The 18,559-nt window shown below is 65.3% G+C and carries 19 protein-coding genes; 5 read left to right on the forward strand and 14 right to left on the reverse strand.

Features of this window, described 5'->3' with window-relative positions; translation table 11 throughout:
- Positions 1–6: 6 nt before the first annotated feature.
- Positions 7–2,661 carry an RNA polymerase-associated protein RapA gene (rapA, locus tag CK501_RS02630; protein WP_095616160.1) on the reverse strand — a complete coding sequence of 885 codons (2,655 nt, stop codon included), beginning with the start codon at positions 2,659–2,661 and terminating at the stop codon, positions 7–9.
- Between the two features lie 156 nt (positions 2,662–2,817).
- On the opposite strand from rapA, the gene CK501_RS02635 reads away from it, so the two are divergent.
- The gene (locus CK501_RS02635) at positions 2,818–4,260 is read left to right on the forward strand and encodes a phospholipase D-like domain-containing protein (protein ID WP_095616161.1); all 1,443 of its coding nucleotides are present in this window, start codon (positions 2,818–2,820) and stop codon (positions 4,258–4,260) included.
- A gap of 102 nt (positions 4,261–4,362) precedes the next feature.
- Positions 4,363–4,842 (forward strand): Spy/CpxP family protein refolding chaperone, encoded by a 480-nt coding sequence (locus tag CK501_RS02640; RefSeq protein ID WP_095616162.1) that lies wholly within the window; start codon positions 4,363–4,365, stop codon positions 4,840–4,842.
- A 59-nt stretch (positions 4,843–4,901) separates the two neighbouring features.
- Here the strand turns inward: CK501_RS02640 and CK501_RS02645 are convergent, their stop codons facing one another.
- Positions 4,902–5,312, reverse strand: coding sequence for a flavodoxin family protein (locus tag CK501_RS02645; RefSeq protein ID WP_198949399.1), 411 nt, complete (start codon positions 5,310–5,312; stop codon positions 4,902–4,904).
- A 146-nt stretch (positions 5,313–5,458) separates the two neighbouring features.
- Between CK501_RS02645 and hemH the strand changes: the two genes are divergently transcribed.
- The gene (hemH, locus tag CK501_RS02650; protein ID WP_095616164.1) at positions 5,459–6,553 is read left to right on the forward strand and encodes a ferrochelatase; all 1,095 of its coding nucleotides are present in this window, start codon (positions 5,459–5,461) and stop codon (positions 6,551–6,553) included.
- 6 nt (positions 6,554–6,559) lie between these two features.
- Here the strand turns inward: hemH and CK501_RS02655 are convergent, their stop codons facing one another.
- From CK501_RS02655 to folE, 5 genes are all read right to left on the reverse strand, one after another.
- Positions 6,560–8,509 carry a VacB/RNase II family 3'-5' exoribonuclease gene (locus CK501_RS02655; protein ID WP_095616165.1) on the reverse strand — a complete coding sequence of 650 codons (1,950 nt, stop codon included), beginning with the start codon at positions 8,507–8,509 and terminating at the stop codon, positions 6,560–6,562.
- A 29-nt stretch (positions 8,510–8,538) separates the two neighbouring features.
- Positions 8,539–9,063, reverse strand: a complete 525-nt coding sequence (locus CK501_RS02660; RefSeq protein ID WP_095616166.1) for a DUF411 domain-containing protein — start codon at positions 9,061–9,063, stop codon at positions 8,539–8,541.
- A gap of 5 nt (positions 9,064–9,068) precedes the next feature.
- Entirely contained in the window at positions 9,069–10,655 is a 1,587-nt protein-coding gene (locus tag CK501_RS02665; protein ID WP_095616167.1) for a putative bifunctional diguanylate cyclase/phosphodiesterase, read from the reverse strand.
- 71 nt (positions 10,656–10,726) lie between these two features.
- Positions 10,727–11,101 carry a dihydroneopterin triphosphate 2'-epimerase gene (gene folX, locus CK501_RS02670; RefSeq protein ID WP_095616168.1) on the reverse strand — a complete coding sequence of 125 codons (375 nt, stop codon included), beginning with the start codon at positions 11,099–11,101 and terminating at the stop codon, positions 10,727–10,729.
- Positions 11,102–11,117: 16 nt separating this feature from the next.
- The gene (folE, locus tag CK501_RS02675; RefSeq protein WP_095616169.1) at positions 11,118–11,684 is read right to left on the reverse strand and encodes a GTP cyclohydrolase I FolE; all 567 of its coding nucleotides are present in this window, start codon (positions 11,682–11,684) and stop codon (positions 11,118–11,120) included.
- Between the two features lie 232 nt (positions 11,685–11,916).
- On the opposite strand from folE, the gene CK501_RS02680 reads away from it, so the two are divergent.
- Both CK501_RS02680 and CK501_RS02685 read left to right on the forward strand, forming a co-directional pair.
- Positions 11,917–12,816 (forward strand): alpha/beta fold hydrolase, encoded by a 900-nt coding sequence (locus CK501_RS02680; protein WP_095616170.1) that lies wholly within the window; start codon positions 11,917–11,919, stop codon positions 12,814–12,816.
- Positions 12,817–12,824: 8 nt separating this feature from the next.
- Entirely contained in the window at positions 12,825–13,907 is a 1,083-nt protein-coding gene (locus CK501_RS02685; protein ID WP_095616171.1) for a patatin-like phospholipase domain-containing protein, read from the forward strand.
- 3 nt (positions 13,908–13,910) lie between these two features.
- Here the strand turns inward: CK501_RS02685 and CK501_RS02690 are convergent, their stop codons facing one another.
- The 7 genes from CK501_RS02690 to CK501_RS02720 all read right to left on the reverse strand — a co-directional run bounded on the left by CK501_RS02690 (position 13,911) and on the right by CK501_RS02720 (position 18,554).
- Complete coding sequence (locus CK501_RS02690) at positions 13,911–14,234, reverse strand: chaperone modulator CbpM (protein WP_095616172.1); 324 nt, start codon at positions 14,232–14,234, stop codon at positions 13,911–13,913.
- Positions 14,235–14,236: 2 nt separating this feature from the next.
- A complete protein-coding gene (locus tag CK501_RS02695; RefSeq protein WP_095616173.1) occupies positions 14,237–15,187 on the reverse strand; it encodes a DnaJ C-terminal domain-containing protein in 951 nt (316 codons plus the stop codon).
- Between the two features lie 73 nt (positions 15,188–15,260).
- Positions 15,261–15,965, reverse strand: a complete 705-nt coding sequence (locus tag CK501_RS02700) for a nitrogen regulation protein NR(II) (protein ID WP_095616174.1) — start codon at positions 15,963–15,965, stop codon at positions 15,261–15,263.
- A 73-nt stretch (positions 15,966–16,038) separates the two neighbouring features.
- Positions 16,039–16,845 carry an iron chelate uptake ABC transporter family permease subunit gene (locus tag CK501_RS02705; RefSeq protein ID WP_095616175.1) on the reverse strand — a complete coding sequence of 269 codons (807 nt, stop codon included), beginning with the start codon at positions 16,843–16,845 and terminating at the stop codon, positions 16,039–16,041.
- Positions 16,842–17,576, reverse strand: coding sequence for a zinc ABC transporter ATP-binding protein ZnuC (gene znuC, locus CK501_RS02710; RefSeq protein ID WP_095616176.1), 735 nt, complete (start codon positions 17,574–17,576; stop codon positions 16,842–16,844). Before znuC ends, CK501_RS02705 begins: the two co-directional genes overlap by 4 nt.
- Positions 17,569–18,057 (reverse strand): Fur family transcriptional regulator, encoded by a 489-nt coding sequence (locus tag CK501_RS02715; protein ID WP_095616177.1) that lies wholly within the window; start codon positions 18,055–18,057, stop codon positions 17,569–17,571. The genes znuC and CK501_RS02715 overlap by 8 nt, the downstream gene beginning before the upstream one ends.
- 38 nt (positions 18,058–18,095) lie before the next feature.
- Positions 18,096–18,554, reverse strand: coding sequence for a chemotaxis protein CheW (locus CK501_RS02720; protein WP_095616178.1), 459 nt, complete (start codon positions 18,552–18,554; stop codon positions 18,096–18,098).
- Between the last annotated feature and the right edge of the window lie 5 nt (positions 18,555–18,559).

Here is an 18,559-nt window from a genome sequence, read left to right on the forward strand (position 1 = left end):
CGCGTTTCAGGTTGTCAGTATCATCCGCAATCCCTCCAGCTCCACGCCGGCCCGGTCTATGGCCGCAGTGCCCTGTTCGCGCTGGGCTTCCAGGGCCTCGATCTCGCGGTTCTTCAGTTCATCACTGGTGGCCTGCAGTTCCCTGAGCGCCTCGATTTCCGCATTGTAATGGGCCTCCAGCGCCTGCCGGGCGTCGGCGATGGTTTCCGGGAGGCCGGCCTCGGCCTTCTCGCGGATGGCGGGCAGCAGGGCCTCGATGTCGTCGCGCAGGCGCGGCAGGATCTGCTGGGCGTCCTTGCGTTTGATGCGGCCACCGATCTGGTTGAGCTTGTCGTGGGTGAGCATGGTGCTCAGGTCGCGGCCGTCACTGGTCAGCAGCATCCGGCCCGGGGCCAGTGGCAGGAAGCGGCCTACAGGTACGGAGCGTGGTGCCGCGGTGGTGACGCGGTAGAGCGCCTCCAGCATCAGGGTGCCCGGCTGTACGCCCTTGAGCTCCAGGGTGATGAGGGCGGCGTTGCCGAGCTCTGAATCGGTCACCATGTTCATGGCATCGCGCACCATGGGGTGCTCCCAGCTCATGAAGGCCAGGTCCTCCCGGGCCAGCGCCACATCCCGCTCCAGAGTGAAGCTGAGGCCGTCGTCCGGCAGGTGCGGGAAGTGCTCGGTTTTCATATGGTCCGTGGGCCTGACGGTCCACTGTTCCTTGCCGGTTTCCTCGTGGTCGATGCCGTACTGGTCCAGCAGCTGGGTAAGGTAGGCGGCAAGATCGTCCGGCGCCTCGGTTTCCCGGATGGTGCTGATGCTGGCGTCGGCGGCTGCCTGTTCGTCCCGGGTGAGGGAGGCGATCAGGCGGCGCTCTTCCTGCAGGCTTTCCTCCTGGGCTTCACGTGCCTGGCGCGTGGCTTCCAGGAGCCCGTCCAGCGGCGCTTCCGGGTCATTGAGGGCGGCGTCGAGCTGTTCCGCAACCTCGTGTTGGACCGCCACGCCCGTGGGGCAGTAGGCCTGGAGGGCATTGAGGCCCTGCTGGTACCACTGGAAGAGAACCTGCTGGGCCGAGCCGGCGATGTAGGGCACATGGATGTGGATGCGCTCCCCCTGGCCGATGCGGTCAAGCCGGCCGATGCGCTGCTCCAGCAGGTCCGGGTTCCGGGGCAGATCGAACAGCACCAGGTGGCGGGCGAACTGGAAGTTGCGCCCCTCGCTGCCGATCTCGGAGCAGATCAGTGCCTGGGCACCCTGCTCGTCGTCCGCGAACCAGGCGGCGGCGCGGTCGCGCTCGATGATGCTCAGGCGTTCATGGAAGGCGGCGCTTCGGATGCCGGCACGCAGCTGCAGGAAATGCTCCAGCGTCTCGGCGGTATCCGCATGGGCACAGATGACTAGGACTTTTTCGTTGCGGTTGGCCTTGAGCATCTGCTGGAGCCAGGCGACACGGGGGTCTCCGGCGAGCCAGGTCTCGCTGTCCAGAGCCGTTTCCGGGAAGAGGCCAGCGGGGCCGGCCAGCTGCGCCTGTTCCGCGTAGTCCGGGTCTGCCTCCAGGGGCGCGGGTTCCACAACGCGTTCCGGGAAGCCACCCACGTCCTCGCGGGTATGGCGGAACAGCACCCGGTGCTGCTCGGGAAGGCCACCGTGTTCGCGCACCGTCTGCTGGAAGGCCGCGTAGTCGGTGAAGCGCGCGGGGTCGATCAGGCGCAGCCGAGCGAAGTGACTGTCCAGGCCCACCTGTTCAGGGGTGGCGGTTAACAGCAGCGCGCCCGGAATGCGCCCGGCGAGCCGTTCCACGGCCTGGTAGCCGGCATCGGCGCCCTCCGGCGTCCAGTGCAGGTGATGGGCCTCGTCCACCACCAGCAGGTCCCAGCCCGCTTCCTCCGCGGCGGCCAGGTTGGCCTCGCTGTCACTGAGCAGTGACAGCGGGCAGAGCACGAACTGTTCGTTCTCGAAGGGGTTGCCTTCCTCGGCCTCCAGGCGTTCCTGGTTGAAGAGCGCGAAATGCAGGTTGAAACGCCGGCGCATCTCCACGAACCACTGGGTCAGCAGCGCGTCCGGCACCACCACCAGCAGCCGTTCGGCCTGGCCGGTGATGACCTGTCGGTGGAGGATGAGGCCGGCTTCGATCGTCTTGCCCAGGCCGGCCTCGTCCGCCAGCAGGAGCCGCGGATGGGGACGGCGTGCGGCCTGCTCCGCGATCGCCACCTGGTGCGGCAGCAACTGGGTCCGGGTGCCGATGAGCCCGCGTGCCGGCGAAGCCTGTAGTCGCGCCTGGTGCTGCAGGGTGGCGTAGCGCAGCTGGAAGTCGCCGTTGCGGTCGAACTGGCCGCAGAACAGGCGCTGCTCCGGGTGCACGAAACGGGCATGGGGGCTGAGCATGACCTCGGTAAGGGTGACCGGCTCGCCGGACTCGTCCTCGCATTCGTAGGTAAAGAGCCCCTCGGAATCCTCCACTTCGCGCACGGTCAGTGCGCGCTCATGGCGGTCCCTCAGGGTCTCACCCACGCGGTAGCGCACCCGGGCGAGCGGGGCGTTGTCCATGGCGTAGGTGCGTTCTTCCTCGGCGGCGGGAAAGGCAATGGTAACGCGGCGGCCGCTGACGTCGGTGATCAGGCCGAGGCCGAGATCGGATTCGGTCTGGCTGACCCAGCGCTGGCCCACTGTGAAGGTCATGGAGGCTCCGGACTGGCTGTTTCGGGAGCGCAAACGTAGCGGCTGTGTCGGCTTATTGCAATGCGTGATTGGCCGGGGGTACCGGGCCCGGCTAGAATGCCGGCAGCAGCCCTTCACAGGAGCCGGATTTGGCAGCCAGCAACACGGACACCCGTTATGCCTGAGGCGGACAGCAGCATCCTGGCCGCCCTGTTCGCGGTTTTCTACGTGAGCCTGGCCATTGCGGCCTCCGGGCACGCCATTCTCAAAAAGGAAGACAGCCGCGCGGCGGTGGCCTGGGTGGGTGTTATCTGGCTGGCGCCGCTGATGGGGTCGCTCCTCTACCTGATGTTCGGCATCAACCGCATCCGGCGCCGGGCGGCCGAGCTGCGCGGCGAGATGCCCAGGGTGGACCAGGGCTCGGCGGTGCGTGCCTATGTCCCCGAAGACATGGGCCGGGAGCTGCCCCGGGAGATGCAGGCGCTGGCCCGCCTGGCCGACCGGGTCTCACGCCAGCCCCTGCTCACCGGCAACCGTCTCACACCGCTGAGTAACGGAGACAAGGCCTATCCCCGCATGCTCGAGGCCATTGCCAGCGCCCGCCAGAGCATCACCCTGAGCACCTACATTTTCAGTAACGATGCCGTGGGCCGGGATTTCGCCCGCAGCCTGGGGCAGGCCGTGCGCCGGGGCGTGAGCGTGCGGGTGCTGGTGGATGCGGTGGGGCTGCGCTACTCCATTCCCTCGATCATCCGGCATCTGCGCCGTGAGCGGGTGCCCTATGCCCGCTTCATGCCTACGCGCACCCCCCTGGCCATGCCCTTCATGAATCTGCGCAACCACCGCAAGCTGCTGGTGGTGGACGGCCTACTGGGGTTCAGCGGGGGTATGAATATCGCCGCTGGCAACTGTGTGGAGAGCCAGCCGCGCCATCCCATCCGGGATCTGCATTTCGCCATTGAGGGGCCGGTGGTGGCGGAGCTGCAGACGGTTTTCGCCGAGGACTGGGACTTTGCCTGTCGCGAGCGACTCAACGGCGAGCGCTGGTTCCCCAAGCCCTATGCCCCGGGCTCCACCCTCAGCCGCGTGATTCCGGACGGGCCGGATGAGAACCTGGATACCCTGCGTCAGGTCATTGTCGGGGCCCTTTCGGTGGCGCGGCGCCATGTGCGGGTCATGACGCCCTATTTCCTGCCGGACGCCACCGTTCAGGACGCGCTCAAGACGGCGGCGCTGCGCGGCGCCACCGTGGATGTGGTGCTGCCGTTGCGCAACAACCTGCCGATGGTGGACTGGGCCTGCCGGGGGCAGCTCGAGGACCTGCTCCAGTGGGGCGTGCGGGTCTGGTACAGCCCGGGCGATTTCGATCACAGCAAGCTGTTCACGGTGGACGGGCGCTGGAGCATGGTCGGTTCCGCCAACTGGGATCCGCGCAGCCTGCGCCTGAACTTTGAGTGCAACCTGGAATGCTACGACGCGCGCCTGGCCCGCTCGCTGGAACGGATGGTCGATCAGGTAACGGCCCGGGCCGAGCCCCTGGAGCTGGCTGAGCTGCGCAATGCCTGGTTGCCGGTGCGCCTGCGGAACGGCATTGCGAAGCTGATGTCGCCCTATCTGTAAAAGTGTTAATGAAATCGTGTCTTCCAGACGTGAAACATCCCCCGGAGTCGCGTTATGCTCGCGGGCTCATACATCATTAACACCATAACCGGAGTGTTCCCTATGAAGACCTTCCGACTCCTCGCCGCCGGCCTTGCCATGGCGTTTGCCTTCACCGCCGGCGCCCAGCAGATGGGTCAGCAGGGTGGTGACCAGGTGGATCAGCTGGCCCGCATGATCGATCTCACTGATGAGCAGCAGGAAGAGATCCGTGGCATCCTGGATGAGATGCAGGGTGATATTCAGGATACCCAGAAGCAGATCCAGGAACTGCAGCAGAAGCTGGACGGCCGCGTTGGCCCGGACTATGACGAGCAGGCCATCCGCGAGGATGCCGAGAAGCTGGGCAATCTCACCGGTGAGATGACGGCGGAAAGCATCCTGCTCCAGTCCCGCGTGGAATCGGTATTCACCGAAGAGCAGCGCGAAGAGCTGGAAAAGCAGATGAAGAAGCAGCGCCAGCAGATGCAGCAGATGCAACAGCAGATGCAGCAGCAGCGTGGTCAGGGCCAAGGGCAAGGCCAGGGTCAGGGCCAGCAGTAAGCCGGACCCGCGTGATGCGCACGGGTGTTTCCCGGTCGGTACCGGCCGGGAAACACCTGTCAGAACATGCCCGCATCCAGCCCTGCTGCCACGTAAAGGCCCAGCTCCTCACACTGGGTTATGAATTCCTCCCGGAATTCCCCATGGCACAGCAGTGGCTCCTGTACAGCCCGCCAGCGCAGCCCGGTGGTGATGCTGTCGATGGCCTTCAGCGTCCCCGTACCGTCCTTCCCCGCCCGCACGAAACTGGCAAAAGGCAGGGCCTGTGTCTGTTCCAGGCAGGGGTAATAGATCCGATCAAAAAAATCTTTTAGCGCCCCACTCATATATCCTAGATTCTCGGTGGTCCCGAGAATGATGGCGTCCGCCGCGAGTACATCGTCCGGACCCGCTTCCAGGGGCGGTATGTGCCGAGCCTCGACGTTTTCGATATCCTCATGACGAGCGCCCTGCAGTACGGCCTCGGCCATGCGGGATGTATTGGGCGACGGGGTGTGGGCGACGATCAAAAGCTGCCTGGCAGTCACTGGGCCACCTCCTGCGGGGAACCAGTCCTTATGGTGGTGCGTATGAGACTCAAGTCAATCCATTCCAGCGCAACGGGGAATCCAAACCTATGAAATACCGTGGCATGAGTGAGCACTTCACCCACGACCAGCCGGCCAGGGTGGGCGTGCTCATCACCAACCTGGGCACGCCGGATGAACCCACCACGCCGGCGCTGCGCCGCTATCTGGACCAGTTCCTCTCGGATCCCCGCGTGATCGAGCTGCCGCGGCTTCTCTGGTGGGTGATCCTGCACGGCATTGTGCTGCGCACCCGCCCGAAGAAATCCGCCGAGGGCTATCGCAGCGTCTGGAGCGAGGACGGATCACCGTTGCTGGTTCATACCCGTGGCCAGGCCGAGGGGCTGAAGCAGCGCCTGCAGTTCCGCTACGGGCAGAACATCGAGGTGGCCTACGCCATGCGCTACGGCAACCCGTCGATCGAATCCGCGATTGAGGATCTGCAGCGCCGGGGCGTGCGCCAGCTCCTGGTTCTGCCGATGTACCCGCAGTACTCCGCTTCCACCACCGGGTCCACCTTCGATGCGCTGTCGCAGGACTTCCGGCAGCGGCGCTGGCTGCCGGATCTGCGCTTCATCAGCCACTACCACGACTTCGAACCCTACATCGAGGCCGTGGCGCGCAAGATCGAACGCTACTGGGAAGACAATGGCCGGCCGGACATGCTGGTGCTCTCGTACCATGGCGTGCCCAAACGCTACCTGCTCAACGGCGACCCCTACCACTGTGAATGCCACAAGACCACGCGGCTTCTGGCCAGGCGCCTGGGGCTGCGCGAGGGTGAGTACATGACCACCTTCCAGTCCCGCTTCGGCAACGAGGAGTGGCTCCAGCCCTATACGGACGAAACCATGAAGTCATTGCCCGGCCAGGGCGTGAAGCGGGTGCATGTGGTCTGTCCCGGTTTCTCATCGGACTGTCTGGAGACCATCGAGGAGATTGATGAGGAGAACCGTGAGTACTTCATGGAGGCCGGAGGGGAGGACTTCCACTACATTCCGGCGTTGAACTCGGACGAGGATCACATCGACATGATCACCACCCTGGTGGAGAAACATCTGCAGGGCTGGACCCTTCCCGAGAACAACCCGGAGGAGCTGGCGGCCAGCCGCGAGCGCGCCGAGGCACTCGGGGCCGACCAGTAGGGCGGGTCAGGCGTCGACCAGATCGAAGCGGATCTGGCGGCGCTCCTCATCCACCTCTTTGAAGCGCACCGTCACCACCTGGTCCAGCCGGAAGCGGCGCTGGTCGCTGGCAATGGTGTGAGTGACCGGGTCGAAGCTGAACTTCTCGGGCAGATCCCGTGAAGCCACAAAGCCCACCAGACCGGTCTCATCCAGCTTCACCTGGAAGCCGCCGGCGTTGACCTGGACGATGGTGCCCTGGTGCGCCTCGTCCCCCAGGCTGGGGGCGAACTGGCACTTGAGACTGTGCTCCATCTCGTTGACCGCCTGGCGCAGCTGCCACTGGGATTCCTGCAGGGCCTTGAGCACGGACTCATCCCACTCGGGTTTGCCGGCCAGACCCAGGTGATGCCGGATCAGCCGGTGCACGAAGTAGTCGCTGTACTTGCGCAGGGGCGAGGTCATGGTGGTGTAGAGCGAAAGCCCCATGCCCTGGTGGGGCGCCGCCTGGGTGGCCATTTCGGCGCGTTCGAGCTGGCGCATGACGATGGCCTTCACCGGCAGCTCCGTCTCCAGTGCCGAGGCCCGGCGTACCAGGCTGGTAAAGCCCTCCGGTGTGGTCGGGTCAACGTCCAGAAGCTCCGGGCAGTGCTGTTCCAGCAGCTGGCGGATGTTGTCCGCCTTTTCCTCACGCACGCCGGCATGGGTGATGAAGAGTCCATCGCCGCTGCGCTGCTGCAGGAAGTCCGCCGCACAGCGGTTGGCGGCGATCATGCATTCCTCGATCAGCCGGTGGGCGCTGGTCTGGTAGGCCTTCTGGATGCTGCGGATCTTGCGGTTCTCGTCCAGCCGGATGCGGTAGTCCGGGCGCTCCTCGTTGACCAGGGCGTTGGCCTCGCGCCACTGGCGCAGGGCCTGGCCCACGGATTTCAGCTGGTTCAGGCTCTCCAGGGTGGTGTCGTCCAGCGCCTGGATCTCTTCGTCAGTCCGACCCTCAAACAGGGCTGCCACGCTTTCATACGCCAGCTTGGCGCGGGAGCGGATGGTGGCGGCGTACAGCTGGTAATCGCCCATGTTGCCTTCGGCGTCCAGCCGGAGGTCACAGACCAGTGCCAGCCGGTCCCTGCCCGCCATGAGCGAGCCCAGGTCCTGGCTGATGGCCGAGGGCAGCATGGCCCGGGGCTGGCCGGGGAAGTAGGCGGAGCTGGCACGCAGCCGCGCTTCCTGTTCCGTGGCGCCGTCCTCCGGAAGCAGCGCTGCCGGGTCCGCAATGGCGATGCACAGGCGCCAGCCCCCTTCCGGGCGTGCCTGGGCCATGACGGCGTCGTCCATGTCCTGGGTGCTGGGGGCGTCGATGGTGACGAAGGGCAGATCCGTCAGATCCTCACGCCCGGATGTGGCCTGTTCAATGGCCGCCTCCGAGAGTGTGGCGACCTCTTCGTTCACCGCCTCGGGCCATTCGTCACGCAGCTGGTACTTGGCCATGGCGTAGCCGCGCTCGATGCCCGGGTCCGACTCGTTACCGATGACACTCAACACCTCGGCCTGGGCGTTGCCGCTGCTGAAGGGGTGGCGTGTGACCCGGGCGTGGACGAAGTCGCCGTTCTTCGCCTCGTTACGCTGTTTCGGGGGCACGAAGAACCACCGGCTCAGACCGTTGATGTCCGGCGCCACAAAGTGGCCCTTGCCCCGGACCACGTACTGGCCGATGAAGGTATCCAGAACCCGCTCATCGACGCTCTCAAGCTCCCCTGCCTGCTTGCCGCCGTTGCCCTGGGTGATCTGGATCTGGACGCGGTCGCCCAGCAGTACCTTCTGGGCTTCATCCTTGGGCAGATAGATGTCGCGGCCGTCATCCAGGGTGACGAAACCGAAGCGTCCGGTGACGCGCTTGATGGTGCCTGCAAACAGCTCCTTGTCGGCCTGGATGTCAGTACGGAGCTGCTTGAGCTGGTTCAGGGCGTCGCTGTTCAGCATTGAGAGAATAACCTGTCAGTATTGCGGAGTCAGAGGCTGGTCTGGGCGGGGTAGTGTTCAAAGACTTCCTGCTCGCCGTTGTCCCGGAAAAGAATCACATCGAAAGCGTCCCGGCCACGGCCTTCCACTTCCATGCCCGGTGAGCCCACCGGCATACGCGGCACGCTGAGGCCCGCGGCTTCGGGTTGCTCCCGCAGAAGACGCTTCACGTCGGAGGCGGGGACATGGCCCTCGATGAGGTAGCCGCCGATGAAGGCGGTGTGGCAGCTCGCCAGTGAGCGCGGCAGCCCGGCTTCCTGCTTGACGCGGTTGATGTTGCTGACTTCCCGCTTTTCAGCCTGGAAACCGGCGTCGCGCATGTGAGTGATCCAGTCACCGCAGCAGCCGCAGGTGGGCGAGGCGAAGACGGTGAGGGTCTGCTCCGGGGCGGCGTTGTCGTTCGCCTTCTCCGCCGTGGCGGTTTCCTCCCGGTTGCCGGAAACCAGCTGGGTGGCGCCAAGGGCGACGGCGGCGATGGCGGCCAGGCTCAGTACGGTGATGATCAGGCGGCGCATGACGGTCAGGAGTACTCTGTTGTGTTGGCTCGGTTGAAACCGATGTGTTCCACCAGTTCATCCGCGGCCAGGGGCGGGCTGACCCGTTCACCCTGGGCGAAATCGCACCGGTGTGCGTTGACGAACGTCAGGTGCGCATCGGTATCGACACCCGTTGCGGTGACCTGCATGCCCAGATTGTGGGCCAGGTTGATGATCGCCCTGACGATGACACTGTCATTATGACGGCTGGTGACGCGCCGTACAAAGCCCGGCTCGATTTTCAGCTGATGGACGGGGAAGTCCCTGACCCAGGCGAGGGAGGCGGTGCCCTGTCCGAAGCCGTCGATACTGATGGGCAGGCCCAGCTCGCTCAGCGCCCGCAGCTGCTTTTCCCGCTGGTGACCGTTGCTGGCGAGACTGGCCTCGGCCAGCTCCAGTTCCAGGGCTTCCGGGGCAATCTCACAGCGCCTCAGGGTCCCGGCGATGTGCTCCACCAGGCCGCTGTCCTCAAGTTCCGGGCCGTACAGGTTGACCGCCACCGTCAGGTGGTGCGCACCGCTCTCGCGCCAGCGCCGAAGCTGCTCGCAGACCAGTGTGATGGTGTGGCGGGTGATGGCCGGTGTCAGGCCTGTTTCCAGCGCCGCTTCCATGAAGGATTCGGGCTCCAGGTCCCCCCGTTCAGGGTGCTCCCAGTACAGCTTGGCCTCCGCCGAGACCCATTGCCCCGTGGCCAGGTCCTGCTGTGGCTGATAGCGCAGATGGAAGCGCCTCTGCTCCAGGGCATCGTGCAGCCCCCAGTGCAGCTCCATGCGTTCCCGGATCCGTTCATGCAGGCGTTCGTTGTAGAACTGGTAGCGGGTCCCGGAAAGCGCCGCCGCCTGGTTCAGCGCTGCCTCGGCACTGGCGATCAGTGACTGGGCGTCGCCCACGTGATCCGGGAAGAGGGCGACGCCGATGGAGGCGGACAGGTAGCGGTCCTCGTCATCCATTCGGATGGGGCGTCGGAACAGATCCCGGATGCGGTCCAACAGGTGGATCAGTGATTCCAGATCCGCCAGCGGGTAGCAGCGCAGGTAGAAGTCGTCGCTGCTGGCCCGGCAGAACAGGTGGTTGCTGTCCTCCAGGGTGCGCAGGCGTTCGGCCACCGCCATCAGCAGCTGGTCGCCGTAATCGTGGCCCATGGAATTGTTGAGCGTCTGGAAGCTGTCCAGGTCAATCGCGATCACCGCGATCTTCTCACCGGACAGGCGTGCGCGCTGGACCGCGTAATCCAGGTCCTCCATGAAGAAGTGCCGATTGGCGAGGCCTGTCAGTGGGTCGTTGCTGGCAATGCGTTCGAGGTCGGCCACGGCACTCACCCGTCGGTCCGTTTCCTGGCGCAGGGCGGCACGGGTTTTTTCCAGAAGCTGGTTATGGCGCTGAAGGCCCTGTCCAAGGGTCAGCGCCAGGGTGGCCAGGGCCCCGCAGGTGAGGACCAGTGGTGGCCAGAACGGTCCCTGCTGCCAGGACAGTATGGTCCCGGCTGCAACCAGCGACAGGGCGGTGAGCCAGGCCAGCGTGAGCAGAATCGGCGGTCGGGTGTCAGCACTGAACAGCGAACGCAGTGACATCAGGGTCGGGCCTCAGGGCCGGAAGCGGTGGTTCCTCAGTGTAGGGAAGTGTGCACAAATGTCCACGGCTGCTATGAGCGCTGGCGGGACGCCCCCAGTGTAACCGAAACTGAGTCCGAGAAGCGCAGGGCATGGGGCTTGTCGATTTCCACTTCCGCTTCCAGGACGGCCTCGGGTTCCATGGCCAGGTCCAGGACCTCGCGTGTCATCCGCTCCAGCAGCGCGAACCGGTTCTCCTCAACATGGGCAATGATGTTCTTGGTGATGGTGCGGTAGTTCAGCGCCGCCTCGATGTCATTGTTGCGGATGGCCTGGTCGGCGTCATACAGCAGTCGGATGTTGATCACCACATCCTGCCGGTTGTTGATCTCCTCCTCCTTGATACCGACGTAGGTGCGCAGGCGGAGATTCTTGATGCGGATGGTGGCGGTGCGTGCGTCGGTCATGGCGGCCCCGTGGCGGTCAGCTGCGTTTGAGCAGGGTCAGGAATTCCATGCGCGTGGCCTGGGATTCACGGAAGGTGCCCAGCATCACCGAGGTCTTCATGGTGGAGTTCTGCTTCTCCACCCCGCGCATCATCATGCACATGTGATGGGCCTCGATGACCACCGCCACACCCTTGGCACCCGTGACCTCCTGGATGGCCTCGGCGATCTGGCGCGTGAGCGATTCCTGGATCTGCAGGCGGCGGGCGAACATATCCACGATACGGGCACACTTGGAAAGCCCCAGGACACGCCCATTGGGCAGATAGGCCAGGTGGCACTTGCCCACAAAGGGCAGCAGGTGGTGCTCGCACAGGGAGTAGAGCTCGATGTCCTGGACCGCGACCATTTCATCGTTGGAGGATTCAAAGATGGCGCCGTTGACGATGGAGTCCAGATCCTGGTGATAGCCACGGGTCAGGAACTCCATGGCCTTGGCCGCGCGTTCAGGGGTCTCGGCCAGGCCCTCGCGTTGCGGGTCCTCTCCCAGCCGCCGGATGATGTCCCGGTAATCGGCCGCCAGCCCCTCTGTGTTGTGCTCCATGGTGTGCTCCCGGGTTCAACCCATCGTTGATCAGCGATCCATTATGCCGTGTGCGCCAATCCCATCATAGAAACGCTCAATGGAAGAAGGCGTACGGATTATCTCTTTTTCTTGGTTTACGACGCAATGAAGGCCCTGGATGAGTGTTACAGGTTCGTTGCAGGTTGCACATTGCGATAGACTCAGCCGCCGGAAGGCAGAATCGTCACACAACAGACAGGGAGAGACCGTGATGGACCGGATCGAGGGGGAGTCCCATGGACTGCAACGCTGGCAGGAGGCCGGGTGCTGGTTCAGGTACGGCGAACATGCGGTCTTCAGCCGTATCGGCGGTCGGGGTGAGCCCCTGCTGCTGATCCACGGCTTTCCCACGGCCTCCTGGGACTGGCACCGGCTGTGGCCGGCGCTGAGTGGGCACTACCGGCTGCTGGCGCCGGACATGCTGGGGTTCGGGTTCTCGGACAAGCCCCAGGATCATGACTATTCCATCATTGAACAGGCGGACCTGATTCAGGGCTGGCTGGAGCAGATGGGCGAGGACCGGGTGCATGTCCTGGCCCACGACTATGGGGCGACCGTGACCCAGGAGCTGCTGGCGCGCCAGCGCGAGGGCAGCCTGGGATTCCGCCTTGAGAGTGTTGCCCTTATGAATGCTGCGCTCTTCCCGGAGGTCCATCAGCCCATCCTGATCCAGAAGCTGTTGCTGGGGCCGCTGGGCGGGCTGGTGAGCCGGGCACTGACCCGGCGGGTGTTTGAAAACAGCCTGGGGCGCATCTTCGGCGCGGCCACCCAGCCCACGGCACGGGACATCGAGGATTTCTGGCAGCTGCTGATTCATAACAATGGCCGGGGCGTCATCCATCGCATCATCCATTACATGGAGGAGCGCCGGGTGCACCGGCACCGCTGGGTGGGGGCGCTGCAGGCCATGGAGCAGCCGGCGCTGCTGATCTGGGGCGGGGCGGATCCGGTTTCCGGAACACCGATGCTGGCGCGCTACCGCGAGCTGGTCAGTGACCGCGGGATTGCACTGCTGGACGACATTGGTCACTATCCGCATTTCGAGGCGCCCGCGGAAACGCTCCAGCACTACCTGGCCTTCCGTCGCCGTATTGCACTGGGTAATGACTGACCGCACTGATGACCGATTCCATACCGCCCCTGAGCATCCATGCCGGTGACCGCGCCCTGGCACGTATCCGTGAACGCGGACTCCAGCCGGGGGATGTGGGCACCATCCCCGGTGCGGCGGGTGGCCCCAAGGCTCTGGGGCTGCTGGGGCTGGACCGGGTGCTGTTCGGGGACTGGCTGGAGCGGGCCCCGCGAGAGCGCACTCTGATCGGCTCCTCCATCGGCAGCTGGCGCTTTGCCTGTGCCTGCACGCCGGAGCCGGTGGCCGCGCTGGAGCGGCTCGGGGAACTCTACACCTCCCAGCGTTTCCCCCGTGGGATAACCCCGGCGCAGGTCTCCGAGCAGTGCCGGGAGATGCTGCAGGCGCTGCTCGGTGGGCATGAGGCCGCCATCCTTGAGCAGCAGCGCTACCGTCTGAACGTGATGGTGGCACGCTCGAAGGGGCTGGTGGCCTCGGATCGCAGGCCACTGCTGATGGCCGGTCTGGCGCCGGTGGTGCTGGCGAATGCCATTCACCGGCCCTGGATCCGACTGGGGTTTGAGCGGATGGTGATGCACGATGAGCGTGCCGAGCCCCCACTGGATGCCTTCAGTGACTTCCCCGGGCGTTATGAGGGACTGAACGCGGGCAACCTTCAGGCCGCGCTGCTGGCTTCAGCCTCGATTCCCTTCGTGATGAACGCCGTGGACACCATCCCCGGTGTTGCGGGCCACTCGTTCCGGGATGGCGGCCTGACCGATTACCACCTGGATCTTCCCTACGCCGGGGACGATCTTGTCCTCTATCCGCACTTCACCCAGCGGATCGTGCCGGGCTGGTTCGACAAGAGCCTTCCCTGGCGCAACGGGAATCCCGAGCGCCTGCGCAACCTGGTGCTCATCGCGCCCACACAGGCGTATCTGGAGGGGCTGCCGGATGGCAAGCTGCCGGACCGGCGGGACTTCCCGGCCTACCGGGACGATGACGCCACGCGCGAGGCCCACTGGCGCCGGGCCATGGCCGAGAGCCAGCGGCTGGGCGACTACTTCCTGGAGCTGGTGGACAACGACCGCGTGGCCCAGGTGGCGCGGCCGCTGTCCGAACTGGGCTGAGGCTCAGTCGCGCGTCCGGTCCTGTTCCAGGTCATCCACCCGTCGGCGCAGCTCGCGGACTTCCTCAAGCAGGTCCAGTGACAGGGCCACGCCGGGCAGGTTGACGTCCAGGTCCCGGCGCAGCCGTTCCGCTTTCTTGACCCTGACCAGATCCTCACCGGCAAAGATCCATTCCCGTGGGCTCCGGCCCTCGCGCGGCTGCACCACGCCGAACTCCACCAGCTCGATCACGTACTCGGCGTTGACCTGGCAGTCATGGCAGAGATCGCGCAGTGTCAGCCGCATCAGCTCGTCCATCATCTCGGCTTGGGGCGTTCTGCTGCTCATGATCAGACTCCCAGGTGGTCACGTGGGTTGAACGGCACTTCCTCGCCCAGCTCGCGGAAGAGTTCGCGGCTGCGCTCGGTCTGTTTCGGCGGCATCGCGATCTGGAGCACCACGTACTGGTCGCCGGGGGTCTTACCGGGCATGCCCTTGCCGCGCAGGCGCAGCTTCTTGCCTTCGCGCGCGCCTTCCGGAATGGTGAGCGTCGCTTTGCCGCCCATGGTGGGCACTGTAATGCGACCACCCAGTGCCGCCTCCCAGGGGGTCACGGGGACGGTCACATACAGATCACCGCCCTCCAGTCTGAAGTGTGGATGGGGAGCGATCTGGATGTCCAGATAAAGATCCCCGTCCGGACCGCTGCCCATGCCGGGACCGCCCTGGCCGCGCAGGCGTATGGTCTGGCCGTCGCGCACGCCCGCGGGCACTTTCACTTTCAGGGTGCGCTCGCGGCGCTGGACACGGCCATCCGGCCCGGGTTCCGGCTGCTGCATGCGCAGGGATTTCTCACAGCCGTTGTAGGCCTCCTCCAGAAACAGCGACAGCTGGTGGTGGAGGTCCTCGCCGCGCATGGCGAAGCCCTGGCCCCGCTGCTGCCGGAAACCGCCCCCGGCGCCGCCGAAGATGGATTCGAAGAAATCGCTGAAGTCCATGCTGTCGGCGCCGGTGAATCCGCCGCGCGAGAAGCTGGCGCCGGATTCCCAGTCGGGCGGCGGGTCGAAGCCACCGTCCGCGGTCTGGCCGTACTTGCGGAGCTGGTCGTACTCGGCACGTTTCTCGTCGTCCTTCAGGACCTCGTAGGCTTCACTGACGTCCTTGAAGTGGTCCTCGGCGTCCGCTTCCTTGCTCACATCCGGATGGTACTTGCGCGCGAGCTTACGGTAGGCGGACTTGATCTCGGACTTGGAGGCGTCCTCGTCCACGCCCAGTATCTTGTAGTAATCCTTGAATTCCATGGGCAAACCTCTGTTCGGAATCTGGCGCCGTGTTCAGGTCATCTCTGTTCACAGAGGTGGTGGCGAATCGCTGCTATTCAATGGGGCCGCGGGGTGAGGCGACCACACGGAAGCCCTGGCAGTGGGAAAGGGCGTCCACGATGGCGCAGATACGCAGGTGCACGGACAGGGTCCCGCCCCCTGGCTCCGTGAGCCAGGTGTCCAGGCTGGTGTGGCGGGCCTCGCGACGGCTGGTTTCCAGGGCCTCATCAAGACGCTCGTGTTCGGATTCCGGAAGGAGGGTGGCAAAGCGTTCGCCCGCCAGTGTGGAGGGGGTATGCCCCAGCCAGATTTCGACCTGGGGCGAGACATAGCCGATGGTACGGGCATCATCCAGCTCCAGGGCAATACCGGTGCCCAGGCGGATGAAATCCCGGGTCCGCTGTTCACTGTCTGAAAGCGCCCGGCTCATTACTTCCTTTTCGAGGCGTTTGTTCTCAAGGGCGCGGCTGTCGCGCTGGCGCAGCCGTTCCAGGCGCACCTCGCGGCGGATCATGAGCCGGTGGGCACGCACGAGCTGCCAGGTGACCAGGGCCATACCAACGCTCAGAAGGATACCGCACAGCAGAAGGAGGCCCGGGAAGACCGGGTCGTCGCCGGTGGTGGCTGCACGGGTCAGTGCCTGGCGGGTCTCGGACCACAGCAGCAGGCTCAGCGCCAGCCCCACACCCAGAACGATCGGGGGCAGCGCCCGGTACCAGCCCGGCTGATCGGTATCGGGTACGCTTTCCGGTTCCATCGTCCTGGCTCCCCCGCTGTCTGCCTTGTTTCACTGTAGCGCAGTGGTGTGCGCAGACCAAGCGGTGGGTGCCTCAGGCCGGCGCACGCGCCCGCACGAGCCAGAGGAGAAGGAAGAAACCGAAAGCGGCCACCACCACTGAGGGGCCGGCCGGGGTGTCCACGTGCCAGGACAGGGTCATGCCCGCCACCACTGAACCCATGCCCAGCAGGGAGGCGATCACCGCCATGCGCTCGGGGGTGGCGGCCAGCGGCCGGGCGGCGGCTGCGGGGATGATCAGAAGGGCGGTGATCAGCAGAACCCCCACGATCTTCATCGCGGTGGCGATCACCAGTGACAGCATCAGCATCAGCGCCAGCCGCAGCAGACCGGTGCGGTGGCCCTCCACTGTCGCCAGTTCCTCGTGGATGGTGATCATCAGCAGGCCGCGCCAGAGCCAGACCGTGAGCATCAGGATCAAGGCACCGCCCAGGGCGATCCAGAGCAGGTCCCGCTGGTTGATGGCGAGCAGATCCCCGAACAGGTAACCGGTCAGGTCGATGCTGAAATCCTGCATCATCCCCAGCACCACAAGCCCGATGGCCAGGGAGCTGTGGGACAGGATGCCCAGGAGGGTGTCGCTGGCCAGTGACTGCTGGCGTGAGAGCAGCATCAGGATCACTGCCAGCAGTACACACACCAGGACGATGCTCAGGTTGAGATTGGCCTGGAAGGCGGTGCCCAGCGCGATGCCCAGAAGGGCGGAGTGCGCCAGCGTGTCCCCGAAATAGGCCATGCGCCGCCAGACCACGAAGCAGCCCAGGGGCCCGGCGACCATTGCGACCATCAGGCCGCCCGCCATGGCGCGCCAGAAGAAGTCGTTCAGGATCAGGTCGATCATGGCACGGTCTCTCCGTGCACGTCATGGCTGTGGTTATGGTGGTGATGGTAGACCGCCAGGGTGTTGGCCAGGTTTTCGCCGAACAGCTGGGTGAAGGCCGGATCCTGAGAGATCTGTTCCGGCTGGCCGCGGCAGCAGATGTGACCGTTCAGGCACAGCACCGTGTCCGTCGAGGCCATGACCACGTGCAGGTCATGGGAGACGGTCAGTACCGCGCAGTTGAGCTCATCGCGCAGGGAACGGATCAGCTCGTAGAGCGCGGACTGGCCGTTAACGTCCAGCCCCTGGGCCGGTTCGTCCAGCACCAGCAGCTGGGGGCGGCGCAGTATGGCCCGCGCCAGCAGTACCCGCTGGAACTCGCCCCCGGAGAGGTGATGGACGGACTCGTCCGCCAGCTGGGCCACGCCGGTGCGCGCCAGGGCCGCCTCAATGGCACTGGCGTCGCCACCGGCAAGCCCGAGGAAGCGGCCCACCGTCAGCGGCAGTGTGGGCTGGAGGGTCATGCGCTGGGGCACGTAACCCACCCGGGTACCCGCGCGCTGGCGCACATGGCCGGAGCTGGGCTTCTCGATGCCCAGGATCAGCTTGATCAGGCTGGTCTTGCCGGCGCCATTGGGGCCGATGACGGTGACGATGTCCCCTTCGCTCATGCTGAAGGTCAGGTCGTGCAGGACATGGGTTTCGCCATAGCGCAGGCCGGCGTCCTCCAGTGATACCACGGGGTCAGTCATGGCCGTCTTCCTCCCGGCACGCGGGGCAGAGCCCGGTCACTTCGGCCACTGTCTCCTCATTCAGGAACCCGTGGCTCCGGGCCTCACTGTCGATGGCCTTCTGTATGCCGGATGCCTCAATCTCCAGCACGTTGTGGCACTGGCGGCAGATCAGGAAGCAGCCGGTATGGCGATGGTCCGGCTGGTTACAGCCCACAAAGGCGTTGAGCGAGGCGATCCGGTGGACCAGGCCCATCTGCAGCAGGAAGTCCAGAGTGCGGTAGACGGTGGGGGGTGCCGACCGGCGGCCTTCCCCGTTGAGGATATCGAGAATGTCATAGGCCCCAAGGGGCCGGTGGGACTGCCACACCAGTTCCAGCACCTGTTCCCGCAGCCGTGTCAGGCGTGCGCCTTTCTCGGCGCAGATACGTCGGGCGTCGCTGAGGGCCTGGCTGACGCAGGCCTCATGGTCGTGGGATCGGTAGGGCAGTGGATGCGTCATATGTTACAGGGTAACACCGGCTCCACAGGGACGGAACCTCAGCCGGCGGCGCGCTGGGCCAGGTCCTCGAGCACTGACATGTCCGGAATCACACAGTGCTCTCCCTCGAAAACGACCTCCATCAGGGTCGCGTCGCCGGTCGCTTCGGGCTCCCGGCGCAGCTCCTCGGGGCTGACCTTGGCCTGGCGGGGGATGCCCCGGGTGGCCATGGCCATGAAGGGCATGGCCTCATGGGCTTCGGTGATGGTGTTGAGCACCAGTATACGCCCGCGCCGACCCTCGGGCGGGAAGGGATCACCGCCGTTGGCCGCCTCCCAGGACAGCACCGGCAGACTCACGCCCCGCCACTGGAGCCGGCCGAGCACCCATTCCTGGTCCTCGTCCGCCGGGTCGGGTTCGTAGTCCACGATCTCGGCAATGGAGACGTTGGGCAGAAGCAGGGTGGTGTCCTGGACCGGGATCAGCACGCAGGACAGTTGTTCGGGGTTCTCCGCCATGATGG

Origin of the sequence: Halovibrio salipaludis (genome assembly GCF_002286965.1) — a bacterium.
GTDB classification, from domain to species: domain Bacteria; phylum Pseudomonadota; class Gammaproteobacteria; order Pseudomonadales; family Oleiphilaceae; genus Halospina; species Halospina salipaludis.

What these genes read in the sequence shown, in the direction of transcription:
- CK501_RS02700 (WP_095616174.1), bottom strand. Translation starts at nt 15,965, where the DNA reads ATGGAACCGGAAAGCGTACCCGATACCGATCAGCCGGGCTGGTACCGG.
- znuC (WP_095616176.1), bottom strand. Translation starts at nt 17,576, where the DNA reads ATGACTGACCCCGTGGTATCACTGGAGGACGCCGGCCTGCGCTATGGC.
- hemH (WP_095616164.1), top strand. Translation starts at nt 5,459, where the DNA reads ATGAAATACCGTGGCATGAGTGAGCACTTCACCCACGACCAGCCGGCC.
- CK501_RS02695 (WP_095616173.1), bottom strand. Translation starts at nt 15,187, where the DNA reads ATGGAATTCAAGGATTACTACAAGATACTGGGCGTGGACGAGGACGCC.
- rapA (WP_095616160.1), bottom strand. Translation starts at nt 2,661, where the DNA reads ATGACCTTCACAGTGGGCCAGCGCTGGGTCAGCCAGACCGAATCCGAT.
- CK501_RS02640 (WP_095616162.1), top strand. Translation starts at nt 4,363, where the DNA reads ATGAAGACCTTCCGACTCCTCGCCGCCGGCCTTGCCATGGCGTTTGCC.
- CK501_RS02685 (WP_095616171.1), top strand. Translation starts at nt 12,825, where the DNA reads ATGACCGATTCCATACCGCCCCTGAGCATCCATGCCGGTGACCGCGCC.
- folE (WP_095616169.1), bottom strand. Translation starts at nt 11,684, where the DNA reads ATGGAGCACAACACAGAGGGGCTGGCGGCCGATTACCGGGACATCATC.
- CK501_RS02635 (WP_095616161.1), top strand. Translation starts at nt 2,818, where the DNA reads ATGCCTGAGGCGGACAGCAGCATCCTGGCCGCCCTGTTCGCGGTTTTC.
- CK501_RS02665 (WP_095616167.1), bottom strand. Translation starts at nt 10,655, where the DNA reads ATGTCACTGCGTTCGCTGTTCAGTGCTGACACCCGACCGCCGATTCTG.
- CK501_RS02720 (WP_095616178.1), bottom strand. Translation starts at nt 18,554, where the DNA reads ATGGCGGAGAACCCCGAACAACTGTCCTGCGTGCTGATCCCGGTCCAG.
- CK501_RS02680 (WP_095616170.1), top strand. Translation starts at nt 11,917, where the DNA reads ATGGACCGGATCGAGGGGGAGTCCCATGGACTGCAACGCTGGCAGGAG.
- CK501_RS02645 (WP_198949399.1), bottom strand. Translation starts at nt 5,312, where the DNA reads ATGGCCGAGGCCGTACTGCAGGGCGCTCGTCATGAGGATATCGAAAAC.
- CK501_RS02655 (WP_095616165.1), bottom strand. Translation starts at nt 8,509, where the DNA reads ATGCTGAACAGCGACGCCCTGAACCAGCTCAAGCAGCTCCGTACTGAC.
- CK501_RS02715 (WP_095616177.1), bottom strand. Translation starts at nt 18,057, where the DNA reads ATGACGCATCCACTGCCCTACCGATCCCACGACCATGAGGCCTGCGTC.
- folX (WP_095616168.1), bottom strand. Translation starts at nt 11,101, where the DNA reads ATGACCGACGCACGCACCGCCACCATCCGCATCAAGAATCTCCGCCTG.
- CK501_RS02705 (WP_095616175.1), bottom strand. Translation starts at nt 16,845, where the DNA reads ATGATCGACCTGATCCTGAACGACTTCTTCTGGCGCGCCATGGCGGGC.
- CK501_RS02660 (WP_095616166.1), bottom strand. Translation starts at nt 9,063, where the DNA reads ATGCGCCGCCTGATCATCACCGTACTGAGCCTGGCCGCCATCGCCGCC.
- CK501_RS02690 (WP_095616172.1), bottom strand. Translation starts at nt 14,234, where the DNA reads ATGAGCAGCAGAACGCCCCAAGCCGAGATGATGGACGAGCTGATGCGG.